The organism is Tanticharoenia sakaeratensis NBRC 103193 (genome assembly GCF_000963885.1).
Taxonomy (GTDB): domain Bacteria; phylum Pseudomonadota; class Alphaproteobacteria; order Acetobacterales; family Acetobacteraceae; genus Tanticharoenia; species Tanticharoenia sakaeratensis.
The window spans coordinates 59,336-83,756 of record NZ_BALE01000009.1; the positions used below are offsets into that span (position 1 = coordinate 59,336).

20 protein-coding genes and 2 pseudogenes are annotated in these 24,421 nt (G+C 65.7%); 5 read left to right on the forward strand and 17 right to left on the reverse strand.

Features of this window, described 5'->3' with window-relative positions:
• The first annotated feature begins 10 nt into the window (after positions 1-10).
• Complete coding sequence (locus B8446_RS02935; protein WP_048847060.1) at positions 11-916, forward strand: alpha/beta hydrolase; 906 nt, start codon at positions 11-13, stop codon at positions 914-916.
• A gap of 15 nt (positions 917-931) precedes the next feature.
• Here the strand turns inward: B8446_RS02935 and B8446_RS02940 are convergent, their stop codons facing one another.
• Entirely contained in the window at positions 932-2,437 is a 1,506-nt protein-coding gene (locus B8446_RS02940; RefSeq protein ID WP_158507516.1) for a glucosyltransferase domain-containing protein, read from the reverse strand.
• A 263-nt stretch (positions 2,438-2,700) separates the two neighbouring features.
• Here B8446_RS02940 and B8446_RS02945 point away from each other — a divergent pair, with 263 nt between their 5' ends.
• A complete protein-coding gene (locus tag B8446_RS02945; RefSeq protein ID WP_048847064.1) occupies positions 2,701-3,723 on the forward strand; it encodes a ribonucleotide-diphosphate reductase subunit beta in 1,023 nt (340 codons plus the stop codon).
• Between the two features lie 236 nt (positions 3,724-3,959).
• Here the strand turns inward: B8446_RS02945 and B8446_RS02950 are convergent, their stop codons facing one another.
• Positions 3,960-4,796 (reverse strand): tRNA1(Val) (adenine(37)-N6)-methyltransferase, encoded by an 837-nt coding sequence (locus B8446_RS02950; RefSeq protein WP_241767604.1) that lies wholly within the window; start codon positions 4,794-4,796, stop codon positions 3,960-3,962.
• A gap of 38 nt (positions 4,797-4,834) precedes the next feature.
• Here B8446_RS02950 and B8446_RS02955 point away from each other — a divergent pair, with 38 nt between their 5' ends.
• The gene (locus B8446_RS02955) at positions 4,835-5,896 is read left to right on the forward strand and encodes a polyprenyl synthetase family protein (RefSeq protein WP_048847065.1); all 1,062 of its coding nucleotides are present in this window, start codon (positions 4,835-4,837) and stop codon (positions 5,894-5,896) included.
• A gap of 114 nt (positions 5,897-6,010) precedes the next feature.
• Here B8446_RS02955 and B8446_RS02960 read toward each other — a convergent pair.
• Together B8446_RS02960 and B8446_RS16745 are read right to left on the reverse strand one after the other, a co-directional pair.
• Positions 6,011-7,606 (reverse strand): annotated as a pseudogene (locus B8446_RS02960) (glycoside hydrolase family 68 protein); the annotation flags it as partial.
• Between the two features lie 95 nt (positions 7,607-7,701).
• Positions 7,702-8,229, reverse strand: a pseudogene (locus tag B8446_RS16745) (class I SAM-dependent methyltransferase); the annotation flags it as partial.
• On the opposite strand from B8446_RS16745, the gene B8446_RS02970 reads away from it, so the two are divergent.
• Positions 8,187-8,360, forward strand: a complete 174-nt coding sequence (locus B8446_RS02970) for a hypothetical protein (protein ID WP_084712023.1) — start codon at positions 8,187-8,189, stop codon at positions 8,358-8,360. The pseudogene B8446_RS16745 and the gene B8446_RS02970 overlap by 43 nt on opposite strands.
• Before the next feature lie 3 nt (positions 8,361-8,363).
• Here B8446_RS02970 and murI read toward each other — a convergent pair whose 3' ends face one another.
• Entirely contained in the window at positions 8,364-9,194 is an 831-nt protein-coding gene (gene murI / locus B8446_RS02975) for a glutamate racemase (protein WP_048847069.1), read from the reverse strand.
• Positions 9,194-9,943 (reverse strand): orotate phosphoribosyltransferase, encoded by a 750-nt coding sequence (locus tag B8446_RS02980; RefSeq protein ID WP_048847072.1) that lies wholly within the window; start codon positions 9,941-9,943, stop codon positions 9,194-9,196. The genes murI and B8446_RS02980 overlap by 1 nt, the downstream gene beginning before the upstream one ends.
• A gap of 185 nt (positions 9,944-10,128) precedes the next feature.
• Here B8446_RS02980 and B8446_RS02985 point away from each other — a divergent pair, with 185 nt between their 5' ends.
• Complete coding sequence (locus B8446_RS02985) at positions 10,129-10,368, forward strand: hypothetical protein (protein ID WP_048847074.1); 240 nt, start codon at positions 10,129-10,131, stop codon at positions 10,366-10,368.
• Positions 10,369-10,401: 33 nt separating this feature from the next.
• On the opposite strand, the gene B8446_RS02990 is transcribed toward B8446_RS02985, so the two are convergent.
• The 11 genes from B8446_RS02990 to B8446_RS03040 form a co-directional block, all read right to left on the reverse strand.
• Positions 10,402-11,700, reverse strand: a complete 1,299-nt coding sequence (locus B8446_RS02990) for a citrate synthase (protein ID WP_048847076.1) — start codon at positions 11,698-11,700, stop codon at positions 10,402-10,404.
• Between the two features lie 75 nt (positions 11,701-11,775).
• The gene (locus tag B8446_RS02995) at positions 11,776-12,315 is read right to left on the reverse strand and encodes a SixA phosphatase family protein (RefSeq protein WP_048847078.1); all 540 of its coding nucleotides are present in this window, start codon (positions 12,313-12,315) and stop codon (positions 11,776-11,778) included.
• Positions 12,312-12,620, reverse strand: a complete 309-nt coding sequence (locus B8446_RS03000) for a chorismate mutase (protein ID WP_048847080.1) — start codon at positions 12,618-12,620, stop codon at positions 12,312-12,314. Before B8446_RS03000 ends, B8446_RS02995 begins: the two co-directional genes overlap by 4 nt.
• Positions 12,621-12,646: 26 nt before the next feature.
• Positions 12,647-13,324: a metallophosphoesterase gene (locus tag B8446_RS03005; protein WP_373277125.1), complete on the reverse strand. Its 678-nt coding sequence runs from the start codon at positions 13,322-13,324 to the stop codon at positions 12,647-12,649.
• 196 nt (positions 13,325-13,520) lie between these two features.
• The gene (locus tag B8446_RS03010) at positions 13,521-18,062 is read right to left on the reverse strand and encodes an AAA family ATPase (RefSeq protein WP_048847084.1); all 4,542 of its coding nucleotides are present in this window, start codon (positions 18,060-18,062) and stop codon (positions 13,521-13,523) included.
• A gap of 34 nt (positions 18,063-18,096) precedes the next feature.
• Entirely contained in the window at positions 18,097-18,720 is a 624-nt protein-coding gene (locus tag B8446_RS03015; RefSeq protein ID WP_048847366.1) for a thioredoxin domain-containing protein, read from the reverse strand.
• Positions 18,721-18,833: 113 nt separating this feature from the next.
• Positions 18,834-19,757 carry a hemolysin family protein gene (locus tag B8446_RS03020; protein WP_048847087.1) on the reverse strand — a complete coding sequence of 308 codons (924 nt, stop codon included), beginning with the start codon at positions 19,755-19,757 and terminating at the stop codon, positions 18,834-18,836.
• Positions 19,754-20,323, reverse strand: a complete 570-nt coding sequence (gene ybeY, locus B8446_RS03025; RefSeq protein WP_241767605.1) for an rRNA maturation RNase YbeY — start codon at positions 20,321-20,323, stop codon at positions 19,754-19,756. Before ybeY ends, B8446_RS03020 begins: the two co-directional genes overlap by 4 nt.
• On the reverse strand, positions 20,307-21,380 hold the full coding sequence (locus B8446_RS03030; RefSeq protein ID WP_048847368.1) for a PhoH family protein: 1,074 nt from the start codon (positions 21,378-21,380) through the stop codon (positions 20,307-20,309). The genes ybeY and B8446_RS03030 overlap by 17 nt, the downstream gene beginning before the upstream one ends.
• A 68-nt stretch (positions 21,381-21,448) precedes the next feature.
• Positions 21,449-22,855 carry a tRNA (N6-isopentenyl adenosine(37)-C2)-methylthiotransferase MiaB gene (miaB, locus tag B8446_RS03035; protein WP_048847370.1) on the reverse strand — a complete coding sequence of 469 codons (1,407 nt, stop codon included), beginning with the start codon at positions 22,853-22,855 and terminating at the stop codon, positions 21,449-21,451.
• Positions 22,856-23,143: 288 nt separating this feature from the next.
• Positions 23,144-24,157: a lysophospholipid acyltransferase family protein gene (locus B8446_RS03040; RefSeq protein WP_241767606.1), complete on the reverse strand. Its 1,014-nt coding sequence runs from the start codon at positions 24,155-24,157 to the stop codon at positions 23,144-23,146.
• Positions 24,158-24,421: the final 264 nt, after the last annotated feature.

Sequence of the window (24,421 nt, forward strand, 5' to 3'; positions counted from 1 at the left end):
CAGCCTCTTCATGACATTCCTCGACGATCGGCTCATGGATGTGAGCCGGTGGCTGGCCGCCCGAAACGGGCCGGCTGCCATCCCGTTCATCCGGCTCGGGTTCGACCGCGGCAACGTGCGTCTGGCTCAGATGATGCAACGCCATCTCGGCCCGAGCCCGCCATCGCCTCGGACCCTGCGCTATCGCGGTCCCTACAAGGCCGACGTCTATCTGGCGCCCAGTGCCGCCAGTACTACGCCGCTGGTCGTGTGGATTCATGGCGGCGGATGGATCGCCGGGTCACGCCGTCATGTCGGACCCTATTGCGCGCTGTTCGCCGAGCGCGGGTTCGATGCAGCTGCCATCGACTACATGCTGACCCCCCGCGCGCAATTCCCCAACCCGTTGCGCGATCTCGATGCTGCGCTGACCTGTCTTGCCCGTGATACGCAGCGCCCGTTCGTGCTAGCAGGTGACTCGGCGGGCGCGCATATCGCCATGAGCTTCATGCTGGCAGCCCACATGCCGCATTACGCCCGCGCGGCAGGCTTCACTCCGGTCACGCCAGCCCGGCGTCTCGCAGGCCAGATGCTGTATTGCGGTGTGTTCAGCACACGCCTGAGCGACACGCCGCCTGACATGCGCGATATCCGGCGTGCCTTTCTGGGCGCCTACGCCAGGAAGTCGCCTGCAGCCGACCTGCTTTCCCAGCCCGGCGTGCGCCTCCCGCCGACCCTGATTGCCGCAGGCGATGCAGATACGCTCTATCCGCAGTCGGTCGCTCTTGCCGACAGTTTGCAACAGGCCGGCACACCGGTTACACGTCTGTTCATGCCGGCGGGCGCCGGACTGGGCCACGAATATCAGTTCGACCTCGACCGGCTCGAAGCACGCGACACTCTCGATCACTCGGTAGAGTTTCTCCGCGCGCTCTAATGACCCCAGCGTCCGTCAGCGAGCGGCAAACACGACGCAGAATATGCCAGCGTGCCGGAACACGCTGTAGCTCGCATCGCGATACACGGCGGTGTCGGGGCCTATGAACGCCCGCGCGGCCAGCCAGTCCGCATGGTCGTGATCCGCGACCGGAAGGCCGTTTCGCTGAAAACGTGACGTACCGAAAAAGCCGTCGTCATCCAGCTGGTCACGCGGCAGAAGACTGGCCAGCGCAGGGAAAATCGCGGTGGCATTGTCGGCTTCCGGAGACCGTGGCGCCTTGCCGTAGACCATGACCTGGTCATTTGAGGTAAAGCCCAGCGAGAACAGTCGATCTGCAAGCGACAGGGCCAACCCGTCGTCGAACCGGTTCCGCTCGTGCATCGCGTTGCCATAGGCGAACGACAACGTCAGGCAGAACACGAGAGGCAGGACGGCCACCACGCGCATCCAGCGCTGACCGTCCGCGACCATCAGGCCGATCAGAACCATGACGCCTGAAAATCCCATCATGGTCCGGGGCTCGATGATGCTGTGGCGGAGCAGAAGGGTCAGCCCCGGCGCGCTCAGGATCAGCACGAACGGCGACACCATGAGAAGGAGGCTCGCCGCCAGCGATCCGTTCCGCCCCGTCCTGAGTGCCAGCGACCAGACGGCGACAGCGGCAACGGCAAAAAGGCCGTACAGCAGAATGCACGCCGCATCGAAGCCAAGGCATCCGAGAAGATGCACGGCGTTGCGCACGTTCTCGCTCAGCCCCGCGACCAGGCCATCATGAAGCCCGAGCAGACGATCATGATCGTTCGTGTAGGTTCCGCGCAGGAAGGGGGCGATCAGCACGCGATAGACCAGAAGCGTCGGGACCATGCAGGCGATCTGGAATCCTGCCGTCTGCAGCCCGACACGGGCGTCGCCATCCTGACATCTGCGGATAAAGATCAAGGCAACCGCCGCCGCGAAGCTGTCGATGCCGATCTGGTATAGGGTCAGGATCGCCAGCAGGGACGTGCAGATCCCGACCCCGTCGCGGCGCGTGCGACCGCAGAACAGGGCAGGGGCGAGAAAGCCGAGACCCTGCGCCAGCGACATCGGCAGGCAGTCATAGCGATACGACAGATTCTCCAGAAAGAACGGCTGCATGAACACCGGCAGGGCGCAGGCAAGACGGGGCAGCATCCCCTCGGCCCGCCGGGCCTCGAAGAGACGGGCGGCGAACACCCAGGCTGCGAAGGACAGGAAGGCAATGCCGGCCAACTGCCCAAGCGGCGCCAGATCGGGCAGATTGCGACTTCTGAAGCCGAGAAATGCCATCAGGAGGCTGGCAAGCGGACGCCCGCTCTTGGTCCACCCGTAACCGTCCATGGTCCGGGGTGCGTCGTCCATGTAGCAGGTATCGGCGAGGACGATTGGCAGGACGAACAGGGCGCCTGCCGACAGAATCGCACCGAGATGCGCGGGCCGGCAGGACAGGCCCCGAATCCAGATTGCGGGCTCTGAGGCCGCCGTATTCTGCCACAGCATGGGATGACGTACTCCGCGTCGGAACGGCAGCCCGGCCGTATTGCCCGACATACACTTTGAAATGCTGCGTCATAAACGAGTTACGGAATATGTCACCACCACCGCGGAACGCAGTCGTTTTCCCGCGTACACATATTGATGCCGTTCCCGCTGCGATGCGCTGATGCGAATCACTTCGCGGGCGCCTATGCTCGCGCCCATCCTGCTCCCTTCGACGGGAGCCCGCCGCGCCGGTCATTCGGCCATCACCGGAGCAAACGCCTATGAGCGAACCCGCCCCATCGACCCCGGTCGACCAGTCGACCGAGCGTCTCGATCTCCTGACCGCCAATCCGGTCTACAAGCCCTTCCGCTACCCCTGGGCCTACGACGCGTGGCTGACGCAGCAGCGTGTTCACTGGCTGCCGGAAGAAGTTCCGCTCGCGGATGACGTCAAGGACTGGCACCGGACGCTGACGGAAGGCGAGCGCCACCTGGTCACGCAGATCTTCCGGTTCTTCACGCAGGCCGACGTCGAGGTGAACTCGGCGTACATGAAGCACTACAGCCAGGTGTTCAAACCCACCGAAGTGCTGATGATGCTGTCCGCGTTCTCGAACATCGAGACGATCCACATCGCCGCCTATTCGCATCTGCTCGATACGATCGGCATGCCTGAAACTGAGTACTCGGCCTTCCTCAAGTACAAGGAGATGAAGGACAAGTACGATTTCATGCAGTCGTTCTCGATCGACAACAAGCGTGAAATCGCCAAGACCATGGCGGCGTTCGGGGCGTTCATGGAAGGGCTGCAGCTCTTCGCAAGCTTCGCGATCCTGCTGAACTTCCCGCGTTTCAACAAGCTCAAGGGCATGGGGCAGATCGTCACGTGGTCGATCCGCGACGAGACGCTGCACTGCCTGTCGATGATCCGCCTGTTCCGCACCTTTGTCCGCGAAAACCCCGAAATCTGGACCGAGGATTTCCGGGCGGAACTCGCGGAGATCTGCCGCACGACGGTCAGCCACGAGGACGCGTTCATCGATCTCGCGTTCGAGATGGGCGCGGTCGAGGGGCTCAGTGCCGATCAGGTGAAGACCTACATCCGTTTCATCGCGGACCGCCGGATGACGCAGCTTGGCCTCGATCCGATCTACGACACGACGGAGAATCCGCTTCCGTGGCTGGACGACCTGCTCAACGCCGTCGAGCATGCGAACTTCTTCGAAAATCGCGCCACCGAGTATTCCCGCGCCTCGACCAGCGGCACCTGGGAAGAAGCGTTCGAAGGCAGCGTCTTCAGCTGAACCAAAACGCAATCCGGCATCAGCACGCGCTGATGCCGGACCTGTCTTTCACCAAAGCCTCTTCCTGAAGTCGGCCGTATGCGGCGGTACTCGACGGTCCGAAGGCGAGGTTTTTGCGACTACGCTTGCGCTGGCTGACTGCGCCGAACGGACGATCGATCCCGCTGTAGTCCCGCGCCTCATGAAGACGGTGCCGATCAGAAGTATCCGACCCGGCCGGGATGTTCAGAGTTAGCTCAGATCGCAAGAGCTGCGCCATCGCGCAGGATGGCTTTGGCGGCATCTGTAAAACGCCCGTCCTGATCGTGCAGCACGAGGCCGGGCGCCAGAATGGCGTCGCCGCGCCCACCGAGCACGGCGCGGATCAGGCATAGTCGCGCCGCGCGCCCCGTCTTCGGCCAGAGCGGCATGAGAACGGCCGAGCCGAATCCTTCCGCACGTAGCGCGGCAAAAGCCGAATCCATCAGTGCGGAGGGCAGGGCGAGCGTCAGCGTGCCGCGATGCCGAAGGAACGGCCTGAGTGCCCCGATCCAGATATCGAGCACGTTGGCAGGCGCGGTCCGCGCCAGGCGGCGTCGTGCCTGATCCGGAACGCTCGCCTGGGCGCGATGCCATGGCGGGTTTGCAAACACGTGGTGCACCGTGCCGCGGGACGATTCGAGCGACGAGACGTCTGGAAGCAATGTGTGATGAACGGGCCACGCACCGAAGCCGTTGGCGGCGAGGTTCATCCGGGCAAGGGCTGCGGTCGCTCCGTCCCCCTCCAGCCCAACGCCCAACAGACCGGGCACGCGCGCGCCAAGGCACAGAAGACCCGCGCCTGCGCCACATCCGGCCTCGAGCACGCACTGCCCGGGACGGGCGGGCACGAACGCCGCCATCAGCACCGGCTCGAGCCCCGTGCGATGTCCGTGTCGAAATTGCCGGTAGGCAACACGACCGTCCAGAAGCGAGTCGGATGTCATCGAATCGCCCACCGTGGCATCAGGTGCGCTGCCCGCCCCGAAATCATGGGCGCCCACGGCCGTCTTAAAGACGGCGGGCGGGTTGACCGCCTTGAACGTGCCGCTCATATCTTCCCCTGCCTTCGAGCCTGAACTGGAGAGCTGTCTTGGGTGTAGCCGTTGATCTGCAGGACGCTGGTGCGTCGGCGAACCCCGGGCCGGAGAAATCCGGTCACGAGAGCGCGCTGCATGCCCTGGCCGATTATCTGGCAGACGACATGCTCGCCTGCAACAAGGCGATCGTTGCCCGGATGGATAGCCCGGTCCCGCTGATCCCGCAGCTTGGCGCGCATCTGGTAGCAGCCGGAGGCAAGCGCCTGCGACCGCTGCTGACGCTCGCCTCCGCACGCCTCTGTGGATACGAGCCCGGCCCTGACGCGCAGCGCCATGTAGGTCTCGCGGCGTGCGTGGAATTCATCCATACGGCAACTCTTCTGCATGATGACGTGGTCGATGAAAGCACCCTGCGTCGCGGTCTGGCGTCGGCCAATGCGGTTTTCGGCAACAAGGCGTCCGTGCTTGTCGGCGATTTCCTGTTCGCCCGATCCTTCCAGCTCATGACCGACGACGGGTCGCTGAAGGTCATGGCGATCCTGTCCAACGCATCCGCCACCATCGCTGAAGGCGAAGTGCTGCAGATGGCGACCCAGAACGATCTCTCGACGCCGATCGATCGCTATCTCGACGTGATCCACGGCAAGACAGCTGCACTTTTCGCGGCAGCCTGTCGCGTCGGGGCCGTTGTCGCGGGACGGCCGGAAGCGGACGAACTGGCGCTCGAGACCTTCGGCACCAATCTCGGCATGGCATTTCAGCTTGTCGACGATGCACTCGATTACGCTGCCGACCAGCAGACGCTCGGCAAGACGGTCGGGGACGACATGCGGGAAGGCAAGATCACGCTTCCTGTCCTGGCTGCGTTCCATGCGGCGAAAACGGAGGAGGAGCGGGCATTCTGGAGCCGCGTCATCGAGAGCGGGGAGCAGACGGAAGCCGACCTGCCTCGTGCACTTGACCTGATCGCGCAGACCGGGGCGATCGAGATCACGCTGGCCCGAGCCGCGACTTATGCCGAAATGGCCGTGGCCGCTCTGGCGAGCTTCCCCGACAGCGAGATCAAGCGGCTTCTAGTCGAGACGGCGTCCTACACGGTCAGCCGGGCACGCTGATCCGGCCACGGGCGACGTTGCCCACAGCCGCATGCGTCGGAACTGAAATCGGAAAAATCGGAGCCGTTCTTCGGTCCGGCCCGCAGGCAGGAAGCCTGCGGGCCGGGATGAAGTTCAGTTCACCGATGCGCCGGACAGGAAGTCCCGTGCAGCCTGCTCGGTGGCCCGCGCCGTCGACGCTCCCTGCGTGGTCGCAAGGCCTGCCGACAGGGCAGCGGACACGGTGGTCGGCGACGACAGGTTCTGGATCAGATCCCAGAAGTCGATGTTGATCCTGTTGGGCGAGATGTCGCCGTAGCCGCCGAGACCACCGGCGCCGTAGCCAAGATTGATGGACGAGCCCGCGCCGCGCAGGAAGACCTGCACCGTCGGTGCCAGTGTGCCGCCGCGCCGGGTCTGGACCGTGTCGATGAACGATTCGACGAGGCTGCCCGGCATGTAATAGTGCGAGTAGCTCTGGAACGCGTTCGGGTTCTGGCTCGGGTCAGGCGCGTAGTCGGCACCGGCCGCTGTGTTGAGGTCGGTCGGATTGCCGAGCATCAGCCCGCTGTTCCTGTTCAGCGGAACATAGTCGCTGCGGATGCCATAACCCATGAACCCGTATGCCCCGTCCGGGCCGTCGATCCCGGCAGCGAACGTCGTCCGATGGCTGATGGTCAGCAGATAATAGCGGTTCCCGACGATATGCATTTCGGGACGTTCGGTCTGGTCGTTCACGCAGTTGCCCGACACGAGCGGCGGCAGGAATTTCCAGGCCGAGAGATCGGGCTTCGTCGCGACGGCGAGGCCGATATTGGCGCGCTGATAGATCGCACCGGATGTGTTCACCGCATCGACCGTCTCGGCGTACGGATCGTTGGCCCGGTAGCCCAGATCCGAGGCATCGCAGGGTGTCTCGCCGCGAACACCCGCCGAGTTGCCCTCGAACACCATGAACGTCTGGCCCGGATGCGCAGGATCATGGAAGGTGAACGGATCGCGGAAGGAGAAGAACTCGTTCTGCAGGCGGGTCTGATAATAGACGCCGTCAGGCTGCAGGAGGGCTGTGTGCGTCGTAAAGCCCGTGAACCAGACATGATGGAAATCGGCGTGGATCTGACCGTCCGTTTTCGTGATAGTCGCCTGCGGAGCGGAAATGTTGCCGCCGGACGCATCCCGGTTGAAGGCAAGGTCGGTATAGAACGTCGTCAGCTGGTTGCCGCCGAGCTGCATGAGACGGGTCGAGCCGGACCATTCGGCCTGCTGCGTGTAGGGCTGGCCGGTATAGACCTGCGCGCTGGCGCCATCGGGGAAAACATTGCCGCCGTAGATCCAGCCGCCGGCCACCGGCCGTCTGGACTCGGGGATTCCGGTGCGACGATAGAAGAAGCCGATGCGCGCATGGACATGGCGGTCGTCAAAACCGTAGCCAGCGTTCTGCTGCGCCGTCAGGCAGAAGATGACGTCCCAGCCATTGTAGCTGTACTGGTTGCCGTCCGCATCGGTCAGGGGCCAGGTGTCCCAGACCCAGACCGTCCCGCCGATGGTCGGGAAGCTGACGGGGATCGCGGGCATCGTCAGCGCCGACGGCATCGAATTCGCGCCGGTCGGCACGTTCGGATCGGACATCGCCTTGATCTGGCGCGCGTCGGCACGGGTCCATTTGGCCGTATAACTCTCGTACGGATCGTGCGCCGCGCCGGTATGGATCGTCGGTTGCGGGTAACCGGGTTCCAGGGGAAGGCGCTCAGCCATCTCTCGATCTCGCCATCGGAGAACGTGAGCCGCACATGCGCGTGGTTCTCGCGCAACTTGCGAAAAGTGTGGGTAGCGAAATCAACGATCAGAAGTGGAGCGTCTGGCTCGAGAACGCGCGAGGCTTCGGCAATGGCAGCTGCGGGGCGTTGGATGTAACGCAGAACCTGATGCAGCATCGCGAGACCGCATACACGCGCGGGGACCGGAAGCGCATACATGTCGCTCTGCTTGAGGGCGATCTTCGTCAGGCCGGCGCGGTCCAGCTTGCGCCGCGCGACCCGCAGCATTGCCGGGCTGCAATTGAGCGCTGTCAGTTCGGAAGCGCGATCGGCCGGAAGCTCGATCATCCGTCCTGCCCCTGTTCCCACATCGAGCACGCACCCGAGAGGTCCGGCAAGGAGGATGGCAGCGATTGTCGCTTCCACCTCCTGCTCTGCGACGTGCAACGACCGGATGACATCCCGGTTTGCGGCATGTGTTTCAAAATAATCCTCGGCAGATGCCGTCCGAACCGCCTTGATCGCCGAAAGCCTCGCCGAGTCGCTCACCAGCCATGCTGTCGGTATTGAACATGGTCGGGCTGCTGCGGGCCGCATCCGAGCGATTGCTGGCGGGGCGGCTGTGGGTAAACCCGGACTGCGGGCTCAAGACACGAGGCTGGACCGAGCTGAAGTCCGCGATTGCGAACATGGCGGAAGCTGCACGCATGCTGCGCGCCGGAGGCTGAACCTCAGGCGGCGACTGTCTCGAGGCAATCGTTGCCGGCATACCCCAAGGCCCGCAGTGCGAGACTGAATTCGCGGCCACGCGGCGCGGGCGCGGTCAGCGTGACCCGTTCAGGCTCCTGATCGCGGCAGGCGAAAGGCCCGATGGCCGAGAGGATCGCCGCTGCGTGCCGCGCAACGGCAGGGGCGGGATCGAGCCACAGGAATGTCCGATCACGTTCCGCAGACAGACGTTCGAACTGCGGCAGGAGCACGGAATAATGCGTGCAGCCCAGTCCGATTGCATCGATTGCATCGCCGCCCGGCTGGCCGAGCAACGCGTCGAGTTCCTGCGCGATCAGCGCATCCGCCACGAGTTCTCCGACGAACGCTCGTTCGGCAAGATCCGCCAGATGTCTGGCGCCATGCAGCACGAGACGGCAATCGGGCGCGAAACGGGCACGTAGCTCGGCGACGTATGGTCGCCGGACTGTCGCTGACGTGGCCAGCAACCCTATGGTGCGGGTCTTCGAGACGCGACCGGCCCATCGGATCGGCGGCACACAGCCAACGAAAGGCACGCCGAGCCTGGCCCGCAGGGCGGGCAGGGCGATCGTGCTGGCGGTGTTGCAGGCGACGACGACAAGGTCGTAGGCGCGCGCCCGACAGGCTATGTCGATCAGATCGACAATCCGCGCGGTCAGCGGCGCATCCGGCTGCTCGCCATATGGGAACAGCGCGGTATCGGCGAGATAGTCGATGCGCGCGTGGGGCAGCGTGTTCCGCAGGGCCCGGACGACACCGAGTCCCCCGATCCCCGAATCGAAGACGAGCAGCCGGCCGACCGCACCGTCCATCAGGCGCCGGCCTTGTCCTTCAGTGCCTGTGCTTCCTCGACGCTTCCGACACCGCCGTGCCGCTTCGACCAGGCGCATGGATCTTCAAGAAAACGCCGCACTTCGGCGCTGTCGCTTTCCGAGAAATAGGGCTGGCCGGCGCAGGCTTCCAGCACGTCCCACCATGTGCACAGCGAATGTAGGGCAATGTTCATGTCCCCGAGCGTGCGATGCGCCCCGGGAAACACGCCATAGAAGAACACGACGAAGGTATGGTTCACGATCGCGCCGGCGTTGCGCAGCGCATTGGCGAACTGGATCTTGGAGGCGCCGTCGGTCGTCAGATCCTCGACCAGAAGCGTGCGCATGCCTTCCGGCACGTCGCCCTCGATCTGCGCGTTGCGGCCGAAGCCTTTGGGCTTTTTCCGGACATAGGCCATCGGCGCCATCATCCGGTCCGCGATCCATGCCGCGAACGGAATGCCGGCCGTCTCGCCGCCGACGACTGCATCGATGCTCTCGAAGCCGATGTGCCGCTGGATCTTCTCGACGCCCAGTTCGACGATCTTCGCGCGCGCCCGGGGGAAGAAGATGATCCGCCGGCAGTCGATATAGACGGGCGAGCGCCAGCCCGAGGTCAGGGTGTAGGGATCCTCGGGACGAAAGTTGATCGCCTTGATCTCGAGCAGGATGCGCGCGGTGGTCAACGCAGCGTCGCGGTCCCATGGAGTCGTCTGGGAAGAGGTGAGGGGGCCGGCGGGTTGGCTCACGCGGTGCGGACTCCAGAAGGGGTTTATCGGGCTGAACAGACGCCGAGCATAACGAATATGGCCCGTATTGGTAAGCTGATACGTCTGTGTGCAAGGGGTGATGCGCAAGTGCACTTGCAGGGGCCCGTCGCAACCCGTTATGCTACGTCCAATTGCAAATCTTTCGCAACTCGGGGAATAACGCGGTGTCGGTCGAAGTCAGCAGGATCGGGCGCAAGTGTGAACGCGCCGTCGTCACCGCCTATCAGGAACTGCGTGAGGTCGGTCAGCCGGATCTTGCGGCGTTCGGGGCGTGCACGACGCTCTACCGGATCCATCATCCGGAAGCGTCATTGTCCGAAGCGCGCCGTCTGGTGTCCGAGTGGATCGACCATCATGTCGTCCGCCAGGACAAGGGCGCGACGCCCGGATGCGAGTGCGATTGATCGGCACTCGCTGGGACGAACGTCGCCGGGGGTTCAGACCCGCTCGGCAAGCGGGATGAAGTCGCGCGGCGGAGCGCCGATATAGAGCTGGCGCGGACGGCCGATGCGCTGGCCGTCTTCCCCGATCATTTCCCGCCACTGGCTGATCCAGCCAGCCGTTCGCGCGACAGCGAACAGAACCGTGAACATCGACGTCGGGATGCCAAGGGCCTTCAGGATCAGGCCTGAATAGAAATCGACGTTCGGGTAGAGCTTCCGGCTGACAAAATATTCGTCCTCGATGGCGATGCGCTCGAGTTCGACCGCCAGATCGAGCAGCGGATCACGGGCGAGGCCCAGCTCCGCCATCACTTCATGATATGTCGCCTGAAGAATCTTCGCGCGCGGATCGAAGTTCTTGTAGACGCGATGGCCAAATCCCATCAGGCGCACACCGCTGCCGCGACGCTTCACCTGCGCGATGAATTCCGGAATTTTGTCCTTCGTACCGATCTTCGCAAGCATGCCGAGCACGGCCTCGTTCGCGCCGCCATGGGCAGGCCCCCACAGCGCCGCAATGCCGGCCGAGATGCAGGCGAACGGGTTTGCACCGGTCGAGCCTGCAAGACGCACGGTCGAGGTCGACGCGTTCTGCTCATGGTCGGCGTGCAGGACGAGGATACGATCCAGCGCCCGGGCCAGAACCGGGTTGACCACGTATCGCTTGTTCGGCTGGGTGAACATCATGGCGAGGAAATTGCCCGCGTAGGTCCGCTCTTCGCTTGGATAGACGTACGGCTCGCCGATCGTATATTTGTAGGCCCATGCGGCAAGCGTCGGAAGCTTGGCGATCAGGCGACGCGCCGACAGATCGCGCGACGCCTCGTTCGAGATGTCGATTGCCTCGTGATAGAAGGCGGAGAGTGCGCCTACGGTTCCGCAGAGGATCGCCATCGGATGCGCATCGCGGCGGAAGCCGTTGAAGAAATTGCGAATCTGCTCGTGCAGCAGGGAATGTTCGGAAATGTCGTGCCGGAATGCCGCATATTCGGCTTCGGTCGGCAGCTCGCCGTAGAGAAGCAGATAAGCGACTTCGGGGAAGCTCGCCTGCAGCGCGAGTTGCTCGATCGGATAGCCGCGATGGAGCAGGATGCCCTGCTCGCCGTCGATATAGGTGATGGCGCTGCGGCAGGCGGCCGTTTCGCCGTAACCGGGATCGAAGGCAAGGACACCGGCATCGGCCGCCAGTCTGCGGATGTCCACGACATCCGGCCCGATCGTGCCCGACAGCACCGGCAGGTTCATGACCCGGCCATCCAGGGTGATTGTGGCGTGCCGTGCTGTTTCGTCCATGCCGATCGTTCCGTTCGTGTCGATAAACCTTGTCGAGACGCAATAAATGGCACGGGCCGGGTTGGCAAATAGCGCTTACGGCCGCAGCAGCCCTGTCAGGTCCGCACGCCCGGGCCGCAGATCGCCCCAGTCGCCCGTGATATCGAAAATCGCGAGGCTCGCGGGCGGGTATCCCTGCGTCAGGGACGCAAACTCCGGTGCGTCGATGGCATCCCCCGCCAGCTTGAGCACGAGATGATAAAGGCCGGGGTTATGCCCGACCACCATCAGGGAGGCATCCGCTCCTGTCTCGCGAATGACATCGAGGATCGTTTCGCAATCCGCGTTGTAGAGCGCGGGGTCGGTCGTGATGGCAGGGCGCGGCCCGTCTGCCGCCAACACATCTGCAACCCGCTCCGCCGTCTGGCATGTCCGACGCGCGGGGCTGGCCAGAATTTCCAGCGTCGACAAGTCCGTCATGCGCGAGAGATGCGCCGCGATCCTGCTTGCCTCCGCCTCGCCGGACGACGTCAGCACCCGGGCGAGATCGGCATCATCGCCCATCTCGCGCGCCGGGCCGGTCGTGGCATGGCGCAGCAGGAAGAGACGGCGGCCTTCCGCGTCGCGCTCGTTCATGCAGCGGCGTCCCGCGCGATCGCCTCATGATGCCGGATGACCTCGCGGATGATGAAGGAGAGGAACTTCTCCGCAAAATCCGGGTCCAGATGGGCATCCTCTGCGAGTTTCCGCAGGCGTGTGATCTGGTGCTGTTCGCGTGCCGGGTCGGCAGGCGGCATCTGGGCGGTGGCCTTCAGGCGGCCGACGGCCTTGGTCTGGCGAAAGCGTTCGGCCAGCATATGGACCAGCGCCGCATCGATGTTGTCGATGCTCTGGCGCAGCGTCTCCAGCTCGGCGCGGGCGTCTTCTGGTGTCACGGACATGGAGCGGTTTCGGATCCCTTGCAGTTCTAGAACTCGTCGAGGTCGATCCAGGCCAGATGGCCGCCCTTGCCGGCGCCGAGATCCGTGAAGATTGCGCGCCCGCCACGGCGACCGGTCCTGACCCAGGGTCTGCCGTCGGTGGAACGACGATCATGGCCGCAATAGACCGTGTGTCCACCAGGAATATGATCGATCCAGCTCAGACGCCGCTCCGGATAGCCGTCCGGCTGCATCCGGCCCGTCGTTTCGCCGAACAGGGCGCGTGAGAGCAGGGGAGTGACCTCGCCCAGGACCGGCGGCGGTGGCTCATGCAGCATGCGCGTGTGAAAGCCGCCGTGCAGCAGCGTGATGCGGCCGAAATGCAGCCACGCCGGGGCCTGCGCGATGGCAGCCAGCGCACGTTCTCCAAGGTCTTCGTCCGGCGCCCGGGCGATCTGGCGCAACGTGTCTTCCAGGGCGCGATCGCGGCGGAGCTTGCGCCCCTCCAGCGCCCGGCCGAGCTTGCGGTCATGGTTTCCCGCGACGAACAGGCCACGGCCTTCCTCGATCATGTCGAGCATCAGCCGCAGCGCACCCGCACTGTCTGGTCCATGATCGACCAGATCGCCGAGCTGAATGACGAAGCGGTTCGTATGGGCGGCATGCTCGAAGGCATGAATATCGCCATGCACGTCGCCCACGATCCGCAGGCCGCGTTCCCGCACGACCGTGCCCAGAGCCGTCTGGGAGGACGGCTGGGGCGTCGATGCGACAGACGGGAGCGGAAACTCGGAAATGGTCGGTCTCGCGTTTGCAGAATTGAAAGGGTCAGGCCGGACACCGGGTAACGCGCGCGCCGCCCGAAAGTGTCATGCCATTACCGCATCAATATACCCGAAGAGCCCGACCATCGGGTTAATATCATGCAGGGGCGACCATCTCGACCGCGCGCGACAGATCGACCGACAGCACCCGGCTGACGCCGCGCTCCTGCATCGTGACGCCGTAGAGCCGATCCATGTGCGCCATTGTCGTCTGATGATGGGTCACCACGAGAAAGCGCGTGCCGCATTGCGCCGCCATGTCGGCCAGCAGCGCACAGAAGCGCTCCACATTGGCATCATCAAGCGGCGCATCGACCTCGTCCAGCACGCAGATCGGCGCCGGATTGCACAGATGGGTCGCAAAGATCAGCGACAGTGCGGTCAGCGCCTGTTCCCCGCCCGACAGAAGAGACAGTGCGGACAGGCGCTTGCCGGGCGGCTGGGCATAGATCTCAAGCCCTGCCTCAAGGGGATCGTCGCTCCCGATCAGGGCCAGATGCGCGCGACCGCCGCCGAACATGCGCGAGAACAGCGTCTGGAAATGCTTGTCGACTTCGGCAAAGACCGCCGACAGGCGCGCACGGCCCTCCTTGTTCAGCGACCCGATCGATCCGCGCAGGCGTTCGATGGCTTCGGTCAGCTCGCCACACTCGCGCGTCAGCGTCTCAAGCTGCTCCCGGGCCGCATCGAACTCGAGATCGGCGCGCAGATTGACCGGGCCGAGATCGTCGCGCTCGCGCAGCAGGCGGGCGATCTTGCGCTTGAGGCTGGTTTCCGTCTGGTCCGACAAATCTTCGGGCGTGATGGCGGGAGGAGGCCGGTCCGGCTCGTCGCCAAGGAGCCGCGCCAGTGCCTCGCCAGCCTGTGTCGCACGCTCGGCACTGGCGGTGAGCTCCGCGCGGGCGCGGGCAAGGCCGGCATCAGCCTCGCGTCGTGCTACGGCCGCTTCGCTCTGGGCGCGCACACACGCCTCAGCGTGCCTGTCGGCCGCGCGCCAGACATCTTCCGCCTCGGCACAGGCCCGCGCGCGCGCCGCGTGGTCTGCCGAGAGGGACGCCGGATTGTGGGTCGCGGCTTCGGCCTCGGCGCGCAAGGCCGATACGCGCGCCTCGAGCGTCGCCTTGTCGGCGGCCAACTGAGCCAAGCGCGGACCGAGATCGTCGATCCGCCGGGTCAGGGCCTCGAGCGCCGCATCGGTCTGTGCCTGTTCGGCAGAGACCGTCGCCAGTTCGGCGCGCAGCGCATTTTCATCGACGCGTGCCGCATCGGCTGCCGCCCGTGCGTCCTGCCATGCGGCATGGGCCACATCGGGGTCTTCAAGCTGTGTTGCGGCCGCCAGCAGTGCTGCGTGTGCGTCCCGCGCCGCCGCAAGACTCGTCCGCAGGGCTTCGAGGCGCGGCGACAGGGCCGAGATACGACTGCCACCCGCAATGGCACGTTCGGAAACGTCCCGCCTGATGGCTTCGGCCTGCGCCGTGACATTGCGCGCACGCGCCTCGTCGGTCGCGGCCGTGTCGCGCAGACAGGTCGCATCGGTCAGAGCGGCCGTGGCAGCCGCATCGGCGGCGGCAGTCGTGGCGGGATCGGCCGCGTTTGCGCGCGCGTCAGCCAGCGCCGCAAGCCTGCTTTGCGTCTCGGCCAGTGCCGCACGCGCATTCTCGAGCGCGGGTTCGCGCAAGCCCAGTGTCCCGCGTGCACTACGCTCTGCGGCCAGAGAATCCTCGCGGGCAGCACGCGCGGAATCGAGCTGGGCCCGGGCGGCTTCCCGCACGCGTCGCGCATCGGACAAGGCTGCCCCTGCCGCGTTCTGCTCTGCCTGAACGCGGGCTGCTCGTGTTTCGAGGTCTCGATGGTCGGCGACGGAATCGACCGCAGCCTTTGCCTGCTGGAGCGTGGCATCCGCTGATGCTTCGCGTGCGAGAGCCTGTTCATGCTGCGACTGCGCCGTCTCGAGACGCGCCCGGGCCGAATCGGCTGCGATCCGCAATTGTGCTGCGGCTGATCGGGCATCGGAAGCTGCCCGTTCTTCAGTCTGCCTGCGCGTGCGGGCATCGCGCAGGCTCGTATCCTCGGCCGCAAACGCCGTGCGTGCGGCGTTCAAGGCCGTCTCGATCGCCCCGGTCTGCGTCTCGACCTCGGCTATTTCGCGCGCGCAGGCCGCCAGTTGCGCCTGCTGAGCCAGGCGGCGGGCCGCCGGGCTCGGTGCACCGGCGCGCGCCGCCAGGCCGTCGGCGCGCCACAATGCCCCCTCGGCGGTGATCAGGGTCTGGCCGGCCTGCAGCGCCGCATGAAGGCGGGCTCCGGTCGCAGCGTCCGGCACAAGTCCGATCGCACCGAGCGCGCGTTCCAGCCCGGCGGGTGGCGCGACCAATGAGGCCAACGGGACCGCACCGTCCGGCAGTGCCTGCCCGGCTACGGGCGGCAGTGCGACCCAACGCCGTGCCGCATCCGCGGATTCGCCGGGCAGGGTGGCGTCCAGCCCGTCGCCCAGGGCAGCGGCGACACCCGCGATCAGCGCCTCGGGCACATCCAGCGCCTCGGCGGCCGTCCGGCCTGTCGCACCTGCCTCGGCCGGTGCGCTGGCGGCAAGCGTTGCGATCAGGCCCTCATGCTGGGCACGCAGGCGCACAAGCGCCGAATCGTGGGCGCGGGCGGCGTCTTCGGCTTTCGAGAGGACCTTGCGCAGCGAAACCAGCCGCACTTCCGCGGCCTCGATCTCCGAGATCGTGTTGCCGAAGGCTCGTTCAGTCTGCGTCTGTGCCGCTTCGGCCTCTGCCAGACGCTCGGGATCGGGCTGCGCGCTCCTGGCGTTCTCCAACGCCGTCCCGGCTGCGCATGCCTGACCCGATGCTGCCTCTGCGGCCTTTTCGGCGGCGGCCAGCGCTTCTCGGGCGAGCTTCTGTCGCGCCTGGGCATCACGTGCCGCAGACTCGGCCTCGAGACGCGCCTGGGTCGCGGCGGACAGGGCTTCTGCTGCCGCGTCCTCATTCCTCTGGGCGGTGGCGAGTGCTTCTGTCGCCTGTTCGAACGCGACGGTGTGGGCGGCGAGTGCCGTGTCGTCGGGACGGCTCTTGCGCGCGGCTGCGATCGCCGCTTCATGCTGCGTGATCTGCTCTCGCAGCGCACGGTCCTGTTGCGAAAGGCGTGCGTCTTCTGCCGCTAGCGTGTCGGCATGCGTGCGGGCCGCTTCATGCGCGCGCTTGGCCCGCTCTGCCGCGAGACGCGCGTCGACCAGTCCGGCTTCGGCGTCCTCGCGGGCGGTTCGGGCCGTTGCCAGCGCGCTCACTGCGTTTTCGTAGGCCGAGTCTGCTGCGGCGACGGACGCGGCATCCGGTGTATCGCGCGTCAGTGTTTCAAGCTCGTCTTCGAGCTGGGCAACCTCGGCCGTGCGGGCCGCCAGCGTTTCCTGAGCTTCACGAAGCAGAGCCTCATGCCGGTCGCGCGCATCCGTCGCCTGCCGGGCTGCAACACCCTGGGCTTCGGCTGCGCGCGCCTGCGTCTCGGCTGTGGCGGCCGCGCGTTCCAGCGCGGTCCGGAGTGACGCCATGGCCTCCGGCAGTGCCTTGTGCCGGAGTATCGCGGCGTCCCGGTCCGCTTCAAGGCGCGCGCGTTCCGCTGCCATCTCGTCGTGACGTCGCGTCGCGCCGGCAAGGTCTGCGGCGCCGGTTTCCGCCCGTTCCCGCGCCCCTTGCGCATCGGCCTCGGCGCGGGCAATCGCCTCGAGCGCCGTCTCGGCCTGGACACGCAGCCGTTCCAGTGCTGCCCGCGTCGTGTCCGCAGCCTCCCGGGCGGGGCCGACCGCGCGCGTTGCCTCATGATCGGCGATCGTGGCCCGCTCGGCTTCGGTTTCGGCAGTGGAAAGGGCGGTTTTCGCGCGCGCCAGAGCATCGGTTGCCCGCTCGGCATCACGAATGGCACGGGCGTGGACCAGGGCCTCGAGGTTCGCCTCGGCTTCGCGGAGGGCTGCGGCAATCGTGCGATAACGCTGGGCCTGCCCGGACTGGGCGGACAGACTTTCGGCGCTGCGTTCCAGGATCGTGCGCTGGTCTTCGGCGCGGGCCAGATTGGTTTCGGTCTGGCGCAGCTTGAGCTCGGCATCATGCCGCCTGACATGCAGCCCGGTGATGCCGGCCGCCTCTTCCAGCGTGGCCCTGCGATCTTCCGGCTTGGCCGCGATCAGCTGCCCCACGCGGTTCTGGCTGACCATAGCCGAACTGCGGGCGCCGGACGACAGGTCGGCGAACAGGGTCTGCACGTCACGCGCACGCACGGCACGGCCATTGATACGATAGTCCGAACCGCTGCCACGTTCGGCGCGACGGGCGATCTGCAGCTCCGGTTCGGCCTCGAACGGCGCCGGACCGAGGCCTGCGGCTTCCTCGACCGAGAGCGTGACTTCGGCGAGATTACGGGCCGGGCGGGTGCCCGTGCCTGCAAAGATCAGGTCGTCCATCTCGCCGCCACGCAAGGCACGGGCCGAGCTTTCGCCCATGGCCCAGCGCAGCGCCTCGACCACGTTGGACTTGCCGCAGCCGTTCGGTCCGATGACGCCGGTCAGGCCGGGGCGGACCTCGATGGTCGCGGGATCGGCAAAGCTCTTGAACCCCGCGATTCGGAGGCGGGCGATATGGGCAGCCATGAAACCGGGTCAGGATCAGCGAAGATGCGACGCTTCAGGATGCGGTGCTGAGGATCTGCTGGAAGTGCTCGAACGTTTCCGGATCATTCGGATATGACGTGTTGCCGAAGCGGAAGAACGGCGTGCCCTCGATCTTGTATTGCTGCTGGGCCGCATCTTCGGACGCCTGCAATGCCTGCAGGTAGGTCTGGTCGTTGATCACGCTGTGGAACTGGTCGGCCGACATGCCGGCGAGGGCCGCGCGCTGCTGCAGCGGCGCCAGCGGATCGCCGCCCTGGTCCTGCTGCTGGAACGCCCAGGCCTCCTGGCTCGAGAACAGGGACATGATGAACGGCTCGTACCGATCAACGGGCAGGGCGCGCGCGACCATCGCTGCGTAGAACGACAGCTTGTAAAGCGGGAAATCGTTGAACTGGTAACGGATCTTGCCCGTCTCCACGAGCTTCGACCGGACTTCCGGAAATACGTTCAGTGCGAAATGCGCGCAGTGCGGGCAATCGAGCGAGAACCATTCCTGCACGAGGATCTTGGCATCCGGATTGCCGATGATGCGCGGTGCCAGACGCGGATCCGCCGCTGCCCGTGCCATGCGGGGAACGAATGCGGTCGCGGCCAGGGCCGGGGTCGCGGCGAGGAGGACGCGGCGGCTGAGGGTCATCGAAATCTCCGGATCGGATTGAGGCACTGCAGCGCGCATGATGCCGCAGGCCCCTGTCGCGTCAAGCGTGCCGCGCGTCAAGGGGCCGCGGCACGCAGGCCCCTGATTGTCCCTCAGCTTTCGTCCTCGTGGCCGCGCTCCGGCAGGGGCTGGTTTTCCCATCCCTCGGGCACCCGCATGCGCAGGGCGCGGATATGGCGCGCGTCCGCATCGATGACGCGGAAGACAAGGCCGCTTTCGTGCGTCAGCACCTCGTCCCGCGCTGGCACATGGCCCGCCAGACGGAACACGAGCCCGCCGACCGTCTCGATTTCCGCCTCACGCTCGATCGGCGTGAGGACCGCGCCGAGACGCTGCTCGAGCTCCTCGACCGGCAGGCGCGCATCCACATCGAACGTGCCGTCCGGACGCTCGGTCAGCATGTTGCCCACCGGCTCGTCGTGCTCGTCCGAAATATCGCCCACGATCGTCTCGATGAGGTCCTCGATCGTGACCAGGCCATCGATGCCGCCATACTCGTCGATCACCAGCGCCATGTGCATCCGGCGCTGACGCATCTGCAGCATCAGGTCCAGAACCTGCATCTGGGGCGCGATCATCAGCGGCTGCCGTAGCAGCTTCGAGATGTCGAACTGGTCCTCGTGGCCGACATAGGCGAGCAGATCCTTCACGTGGATCATTCCCGCGATATCGTCGAGCTGCTCGCGATAGACCGGCATGCGCGAGTGGTTCTCGCGCCGCATGATGTCCAGCGCCTCCGTCAGCGTCACCGCTGCCGGCATGGCGATGATATCCGCGCGCGGCACCATCACGTCATCCGCCGTGATCTCGCGGAGACGCAGCACATTGGTCAGGAGGGCCCGTTCCTGTCGGTCGAGTTCCGGCGGAATGGAGGGATCCTCACCCGGCTCGGATGCCTCGTGGACGAGGGCCGCGATCGAGCGTCTGAGGTCGAGCTCGCGCCGGCCGATGCCGAGGAACGACAGGATGCCCTTGGAGCGGGCACGGCCCGATTCGGTATTGTCGCTCTCGCTCACGACCGGGCCTCCCGCACTGCCCAGGGATTCGGCACGCCGAGACGACTGAGAAGGCGTGCCTCGTGCATCTCCATCCGCCGTGCCTCGCCAGCTTCATGATGATCGTGGCCAGCCAGATGCAAGGCCCCGTGGACGAGCAGATGCAAAAGATGGTTCGCAACCGGCCGCGACGCGGCCTGCGCCTCTCGCCGGACGGTCTCGAAACCGAACACGATATCGCCCGGCAGACCCTGTCCGGCCTCGAAGGTCAGAACATTCGTCGGCTTGTTGCGACCACGGAAATCGTGATTGAGGCGCCGTACTGCCCGATCCGAGGACAGCAGGACATTCGGATACGCGAGCCCGAGCGCGTCACACGCCATGTCGCGCGCACGCTGCAGCCGGCGTTCGAGCCCCGGCACGGCAGCGCGCCAACGCGCGTCCTCGATCAGGATGTCGCCTGAAAAGGCGCCCGGCCCGAGAGGGTCTTCAGGGTCCGCCAGGCACACAGGCGGATGCATTCCCTCCACGACGGGAGGGAGATGCGGATTCTGCGGCGTAAGCCGCGTGCTACTTCGAGGTTCCATCGGTCTCCCGGCGCCTTCCCCGGGAAAGTTCCCGGGAGGCCGCCGCACGCTGATCATAGGCATCGACGATGCGCGCCACCAGCGGATGGCGCACGACGTCCTGCGATGCGAACCGGGTTATGCCGATTCCGGGCAAACCCTCAAGTGTTTCGATCGCCTCGCGCAGTCCGGAGCCGACACCGGGGGGCAGGTCGATCTGGCTCAGATCGCCCGTCACCACCATGCGCGTGCCCTGTCCCATGCGGGTGAGGAACATCTTCATCTGCGCGGGCGTCGTGTTCTGCGCCTCGTCGAGAATGACGAAGGCATGAGCCAGTGTCCGTCCGCGCATGAAGGCAAGCGGCGCCACCTCGATCTCGCCGGTGCCCATGCGCCGCACGACCTGTTCGCCCGGCAGCATGTCGTGAAGAGCATCATACAACGGGCGGAGATAGGGATCGATCTTCTCGCGCATGTCTCCCGGCAGAAAGCCCAGACGTTCACCGGCCTCGACGGCGGGGCGGGACAGCACGATCCGGTCCACCTGACCGGCCTGAAGCATGGCGACCGCCTGTGCCACAGCAAGATAGGTCTTGCCCGTACCTGCAGGACCGACACCGAACACAAGCTCCGAGCGCGCGAGCATGTCCATGTAGCCGGCCTGACCGCGCGAGCGAGGCATGATCGCGCCCTTGCGGGTGCGGATTGCAGGCAGATCCATCAGCGGCAGACGCGGATCGTCGCGCCGGGCGTCGGGACCTGAGCCGGAAATGGCGAGGGCAGGCGCATCGTTCATGTCCGGTTCTTCCTGCGCGCGTCCTGTGAGGCGGATAATCCCGTCGATTTCGGCACTGTCGATGACGCCGCCATGCTCGAGACGATTGTATAGCGCGACAAGCGTTGCCTGCGCATGGGCGACCCGGTGCGCATCGCCCGTGATCGCGATCTTGTTGCCGCGGCACGACAATCGCACCTCCAGCCCGCGCTCCAGACGCAACAGGTGGCGATCATGATCGCCGAGCAGCTGTTGCAGGAGGATGTTGTCGTCAAAACGCAGGGCGGCGGTACGCTGACCGATCGCCTGCGGCGAGAGGGTGCGGGGATCCGTGAGGGGACGGATGGGGAGGTTCGTTGCCGAAGATTGGCTCAAGCGCAGGCTCTCTCCTGTACGAGGACGCCGCCCAGCGAATTGCTGTTCCGCTGGGTGATTCGAACATCGACCGTATGGCCGATCAACTCCACCGATCCGTCGACATGCACCGGCTGGAGATAGGGGGAACGTCCGACGATCTGTCCGGGTTTGCGGCCGGTGCCCGTGAAGAGCACCGGAACCGTCCGGCCGACCAGGTCGGCGTTGAATGCATCCTGCTGCTCGCGCAGCAGGGCCTGAAGCGCCTGAAGGCGGCGATCCTTGATTTCCTCGGGCACCTGCATCGGCGCGCCGGCCGCAGGCGTTCCGGGACGGGACGAATACTTGAACGAGAACGCCTGAGCGAAACCGATGTCGCGAATGAGCTGCATCGTTGCCTCGAAGTCTTCCTCCGTCTCGCCCGGGTGCCCGACGATGAAGTCCGAGCTCAGCGCCAGATCCGGCCGCTTTTCGCGCAGACGCGCGACCACCGACCGGTATTCGTCGGCCGTGTGTCCCCGGTTCATCGCCTTGAGGATCCGATCCGAGCCCGACTGTACCGGCAGATGCAGAAACGGCATCACGGCAGGCAGATCGCCGTGGGCCGCAATCAGCGCATCATCGACGTCGCGCGGATGAGACGTGGTGTAGCGGATCCGCTCGAGCCCCGGGATGGCGCTCAGGTCATGCATCAGGGATGCGAGCGTCGCGGCTTCTCCGGCGTCGTCGAGGCCATGATAGGCGTTCACGTTCTGCCCGAGCAGCGTGATCTCCCGCACGCCGGAGCGCACCATGCGGCGCGCCTCGGCCATGACGGACGCAACCGGCCGGCTCGTCTCGGCGCCGCGCGTGTAGGGCACGACGCAGAACGAACAGAATTTGTCGCAGCCTTCCTGGATGGTGAGGAAGGCGGTCAGGTTGCCCGGCGTCTGTGCGGCCTGCGTCTCCGGCAGGAAGTCGAACTTCTGCTCGGCCGGGAAATCCGTATCGATGACGGCCTGTCCCGCACGCGCAGCGCGGGCCACCATCTCCGGGAGCCGGTGGTAGGTCTGTGGCCCGAGCACGATGTCGACATAGGGCGCACGCGCGAGAATTTCAGCGCCTTCGGCCTGTGCCACGCAGCCCGCCACGGCCAGAACCGTGCCGCGGCCGTCCTTGGCCCGCGCCTCACGCACCTTCCGCAGTCGGCCGAGTTCCGAGAAGACCTTCTCGGCCGCCCGATCGCGGATATGACAGGTGTTGAGGATGACCATGTCGGCATCTTCCGGTCGATCGACCGGCACGAAGCCCAAGGGGCGCAGCACATCCGTCATCCGGGCGCTGTCGTACACATTCATCTGGCAGCCCCACGTGATGACGTGAAGGCCCTTGAGGGAACGATCCGAGGTCGAATCCGGTCGCGAAACAGGCACGGAGGAGGTCACGGTTGTCTGATCCCAATGGCGCGCGCGGCACAAAGGGCCGCAATCGGCGCAGAGATCGTTCGGATCGGCCCGTCGATCAAGCCTGTTTTCCGCAGAAAGCGCCGACCGCACCGGCCATGACGCCAGATCGCGGGTGAGGGGCGTGCTGCGCGAAGAACAGAGGGACCAGAGCGAATCCTCCCGACGGCCATGGGACCAACTGGTCCACGACGGTATTTGGGAGAACTCAGGCGTGAGGAGTCAAGTGACGCTTTACGTGACCGTCAGTCGCGCGAGTATCCGCCGGCTTCAACGATGGCGCAGATCGGCGGCACCATCCGAAATCACGCGCCAGGCTTCATTCGCCAGTGCCTTGCGCGTGCGGAACGCGTCCGGATAGAGCGGTGGATGCAGGATCACGGTCGCACGCGTGTTGCGCCACTGACAGAATTTCCAGACATGCGGCGCCAGATCCATGTCCCCATACCAGGAAAAGACCGAACGACGGCTGCGGCTGACGGGCAGGCCTTCAAGACGATCATACACCACGCTGACCGGCTGGATCACGACGGGCGGCACGGCCGGTATGGCGTCGGTCGTCTGAAGCGCACGTGCATCGAGCCGTCCCGGCTTCGCGATGGCGAAGAACGACGACAGGAACGGCAGCACGCGACCACCATCCGAGGACGTGCCTTCAGGAAACAGGATCAGATTATCGCCGTCGGCCAGACGATTGGTCATCTCCGACAGCTCGCGCCCGGTATTGTTGCGCTGACGGCTGACGAAGATCGTCCGGCCGAGCCGCGATATCGTTCCCATGATCGGCCAGCGGCCGACCTCGTCCTTGGCCACGAAGACAGTCGGCAGCACACTGCCGATCGCGGGGATATCAAGCCAAGACGAATGGTTGGCGACGAAGATGACGGGGCGCTCGCCGCGCGCCACGGCGGCCCGATCGCGGATCGTCCCGGCCAGCGCGCCCTCGATGCGGATCTCGAGACCGATCAGGCGGCAGGTCGTGCGCCAGAAGAACCGCGCAAACCAGATCTTCGAAGGACCGCGCAGCCGCACGAGAATCGTCTGTGTCGTACATCCGATGATGGACCAGACCAGAACGCCGAGCAGCCGGCGCGTGGCCCGGATCTTGCGCCATACGGACGCCGCGCCCGCATGAGGGGCGTCGTCAATATCGGCGGTCGGCAGAACACGCCGGACGCGTGTCGCGGACGCGCTCTTTCCATGCTCCACGGACCGCCCCCGGACAGTGGCCTTTGCGGCGTCGTCACGCGCCTGCAGCGGCCGTGCGTCAGCATGTGTCGGCACGTCTGCCGAGGCTGGCTGCGCCGCGTGCGTTGACGTTCGATTCTGTGGGCTGGCGTCGGCCATGCTCATCGAGCCGGAGGTGTTGCGGATCTAAAGCGATGCGACATGGCCCGGACATACCGCGAAGCATCGGCGCGAAGCAATCAATCCCACGGCCTCATCTCCCGCTTGACTCCATGCCGGACATACGGCCCAAACGCCTGCCACAGGAGTAATACGCGTCTTTGTTGCGCATCCGGATCGCGGTCCGGTGCGTTACCGGCC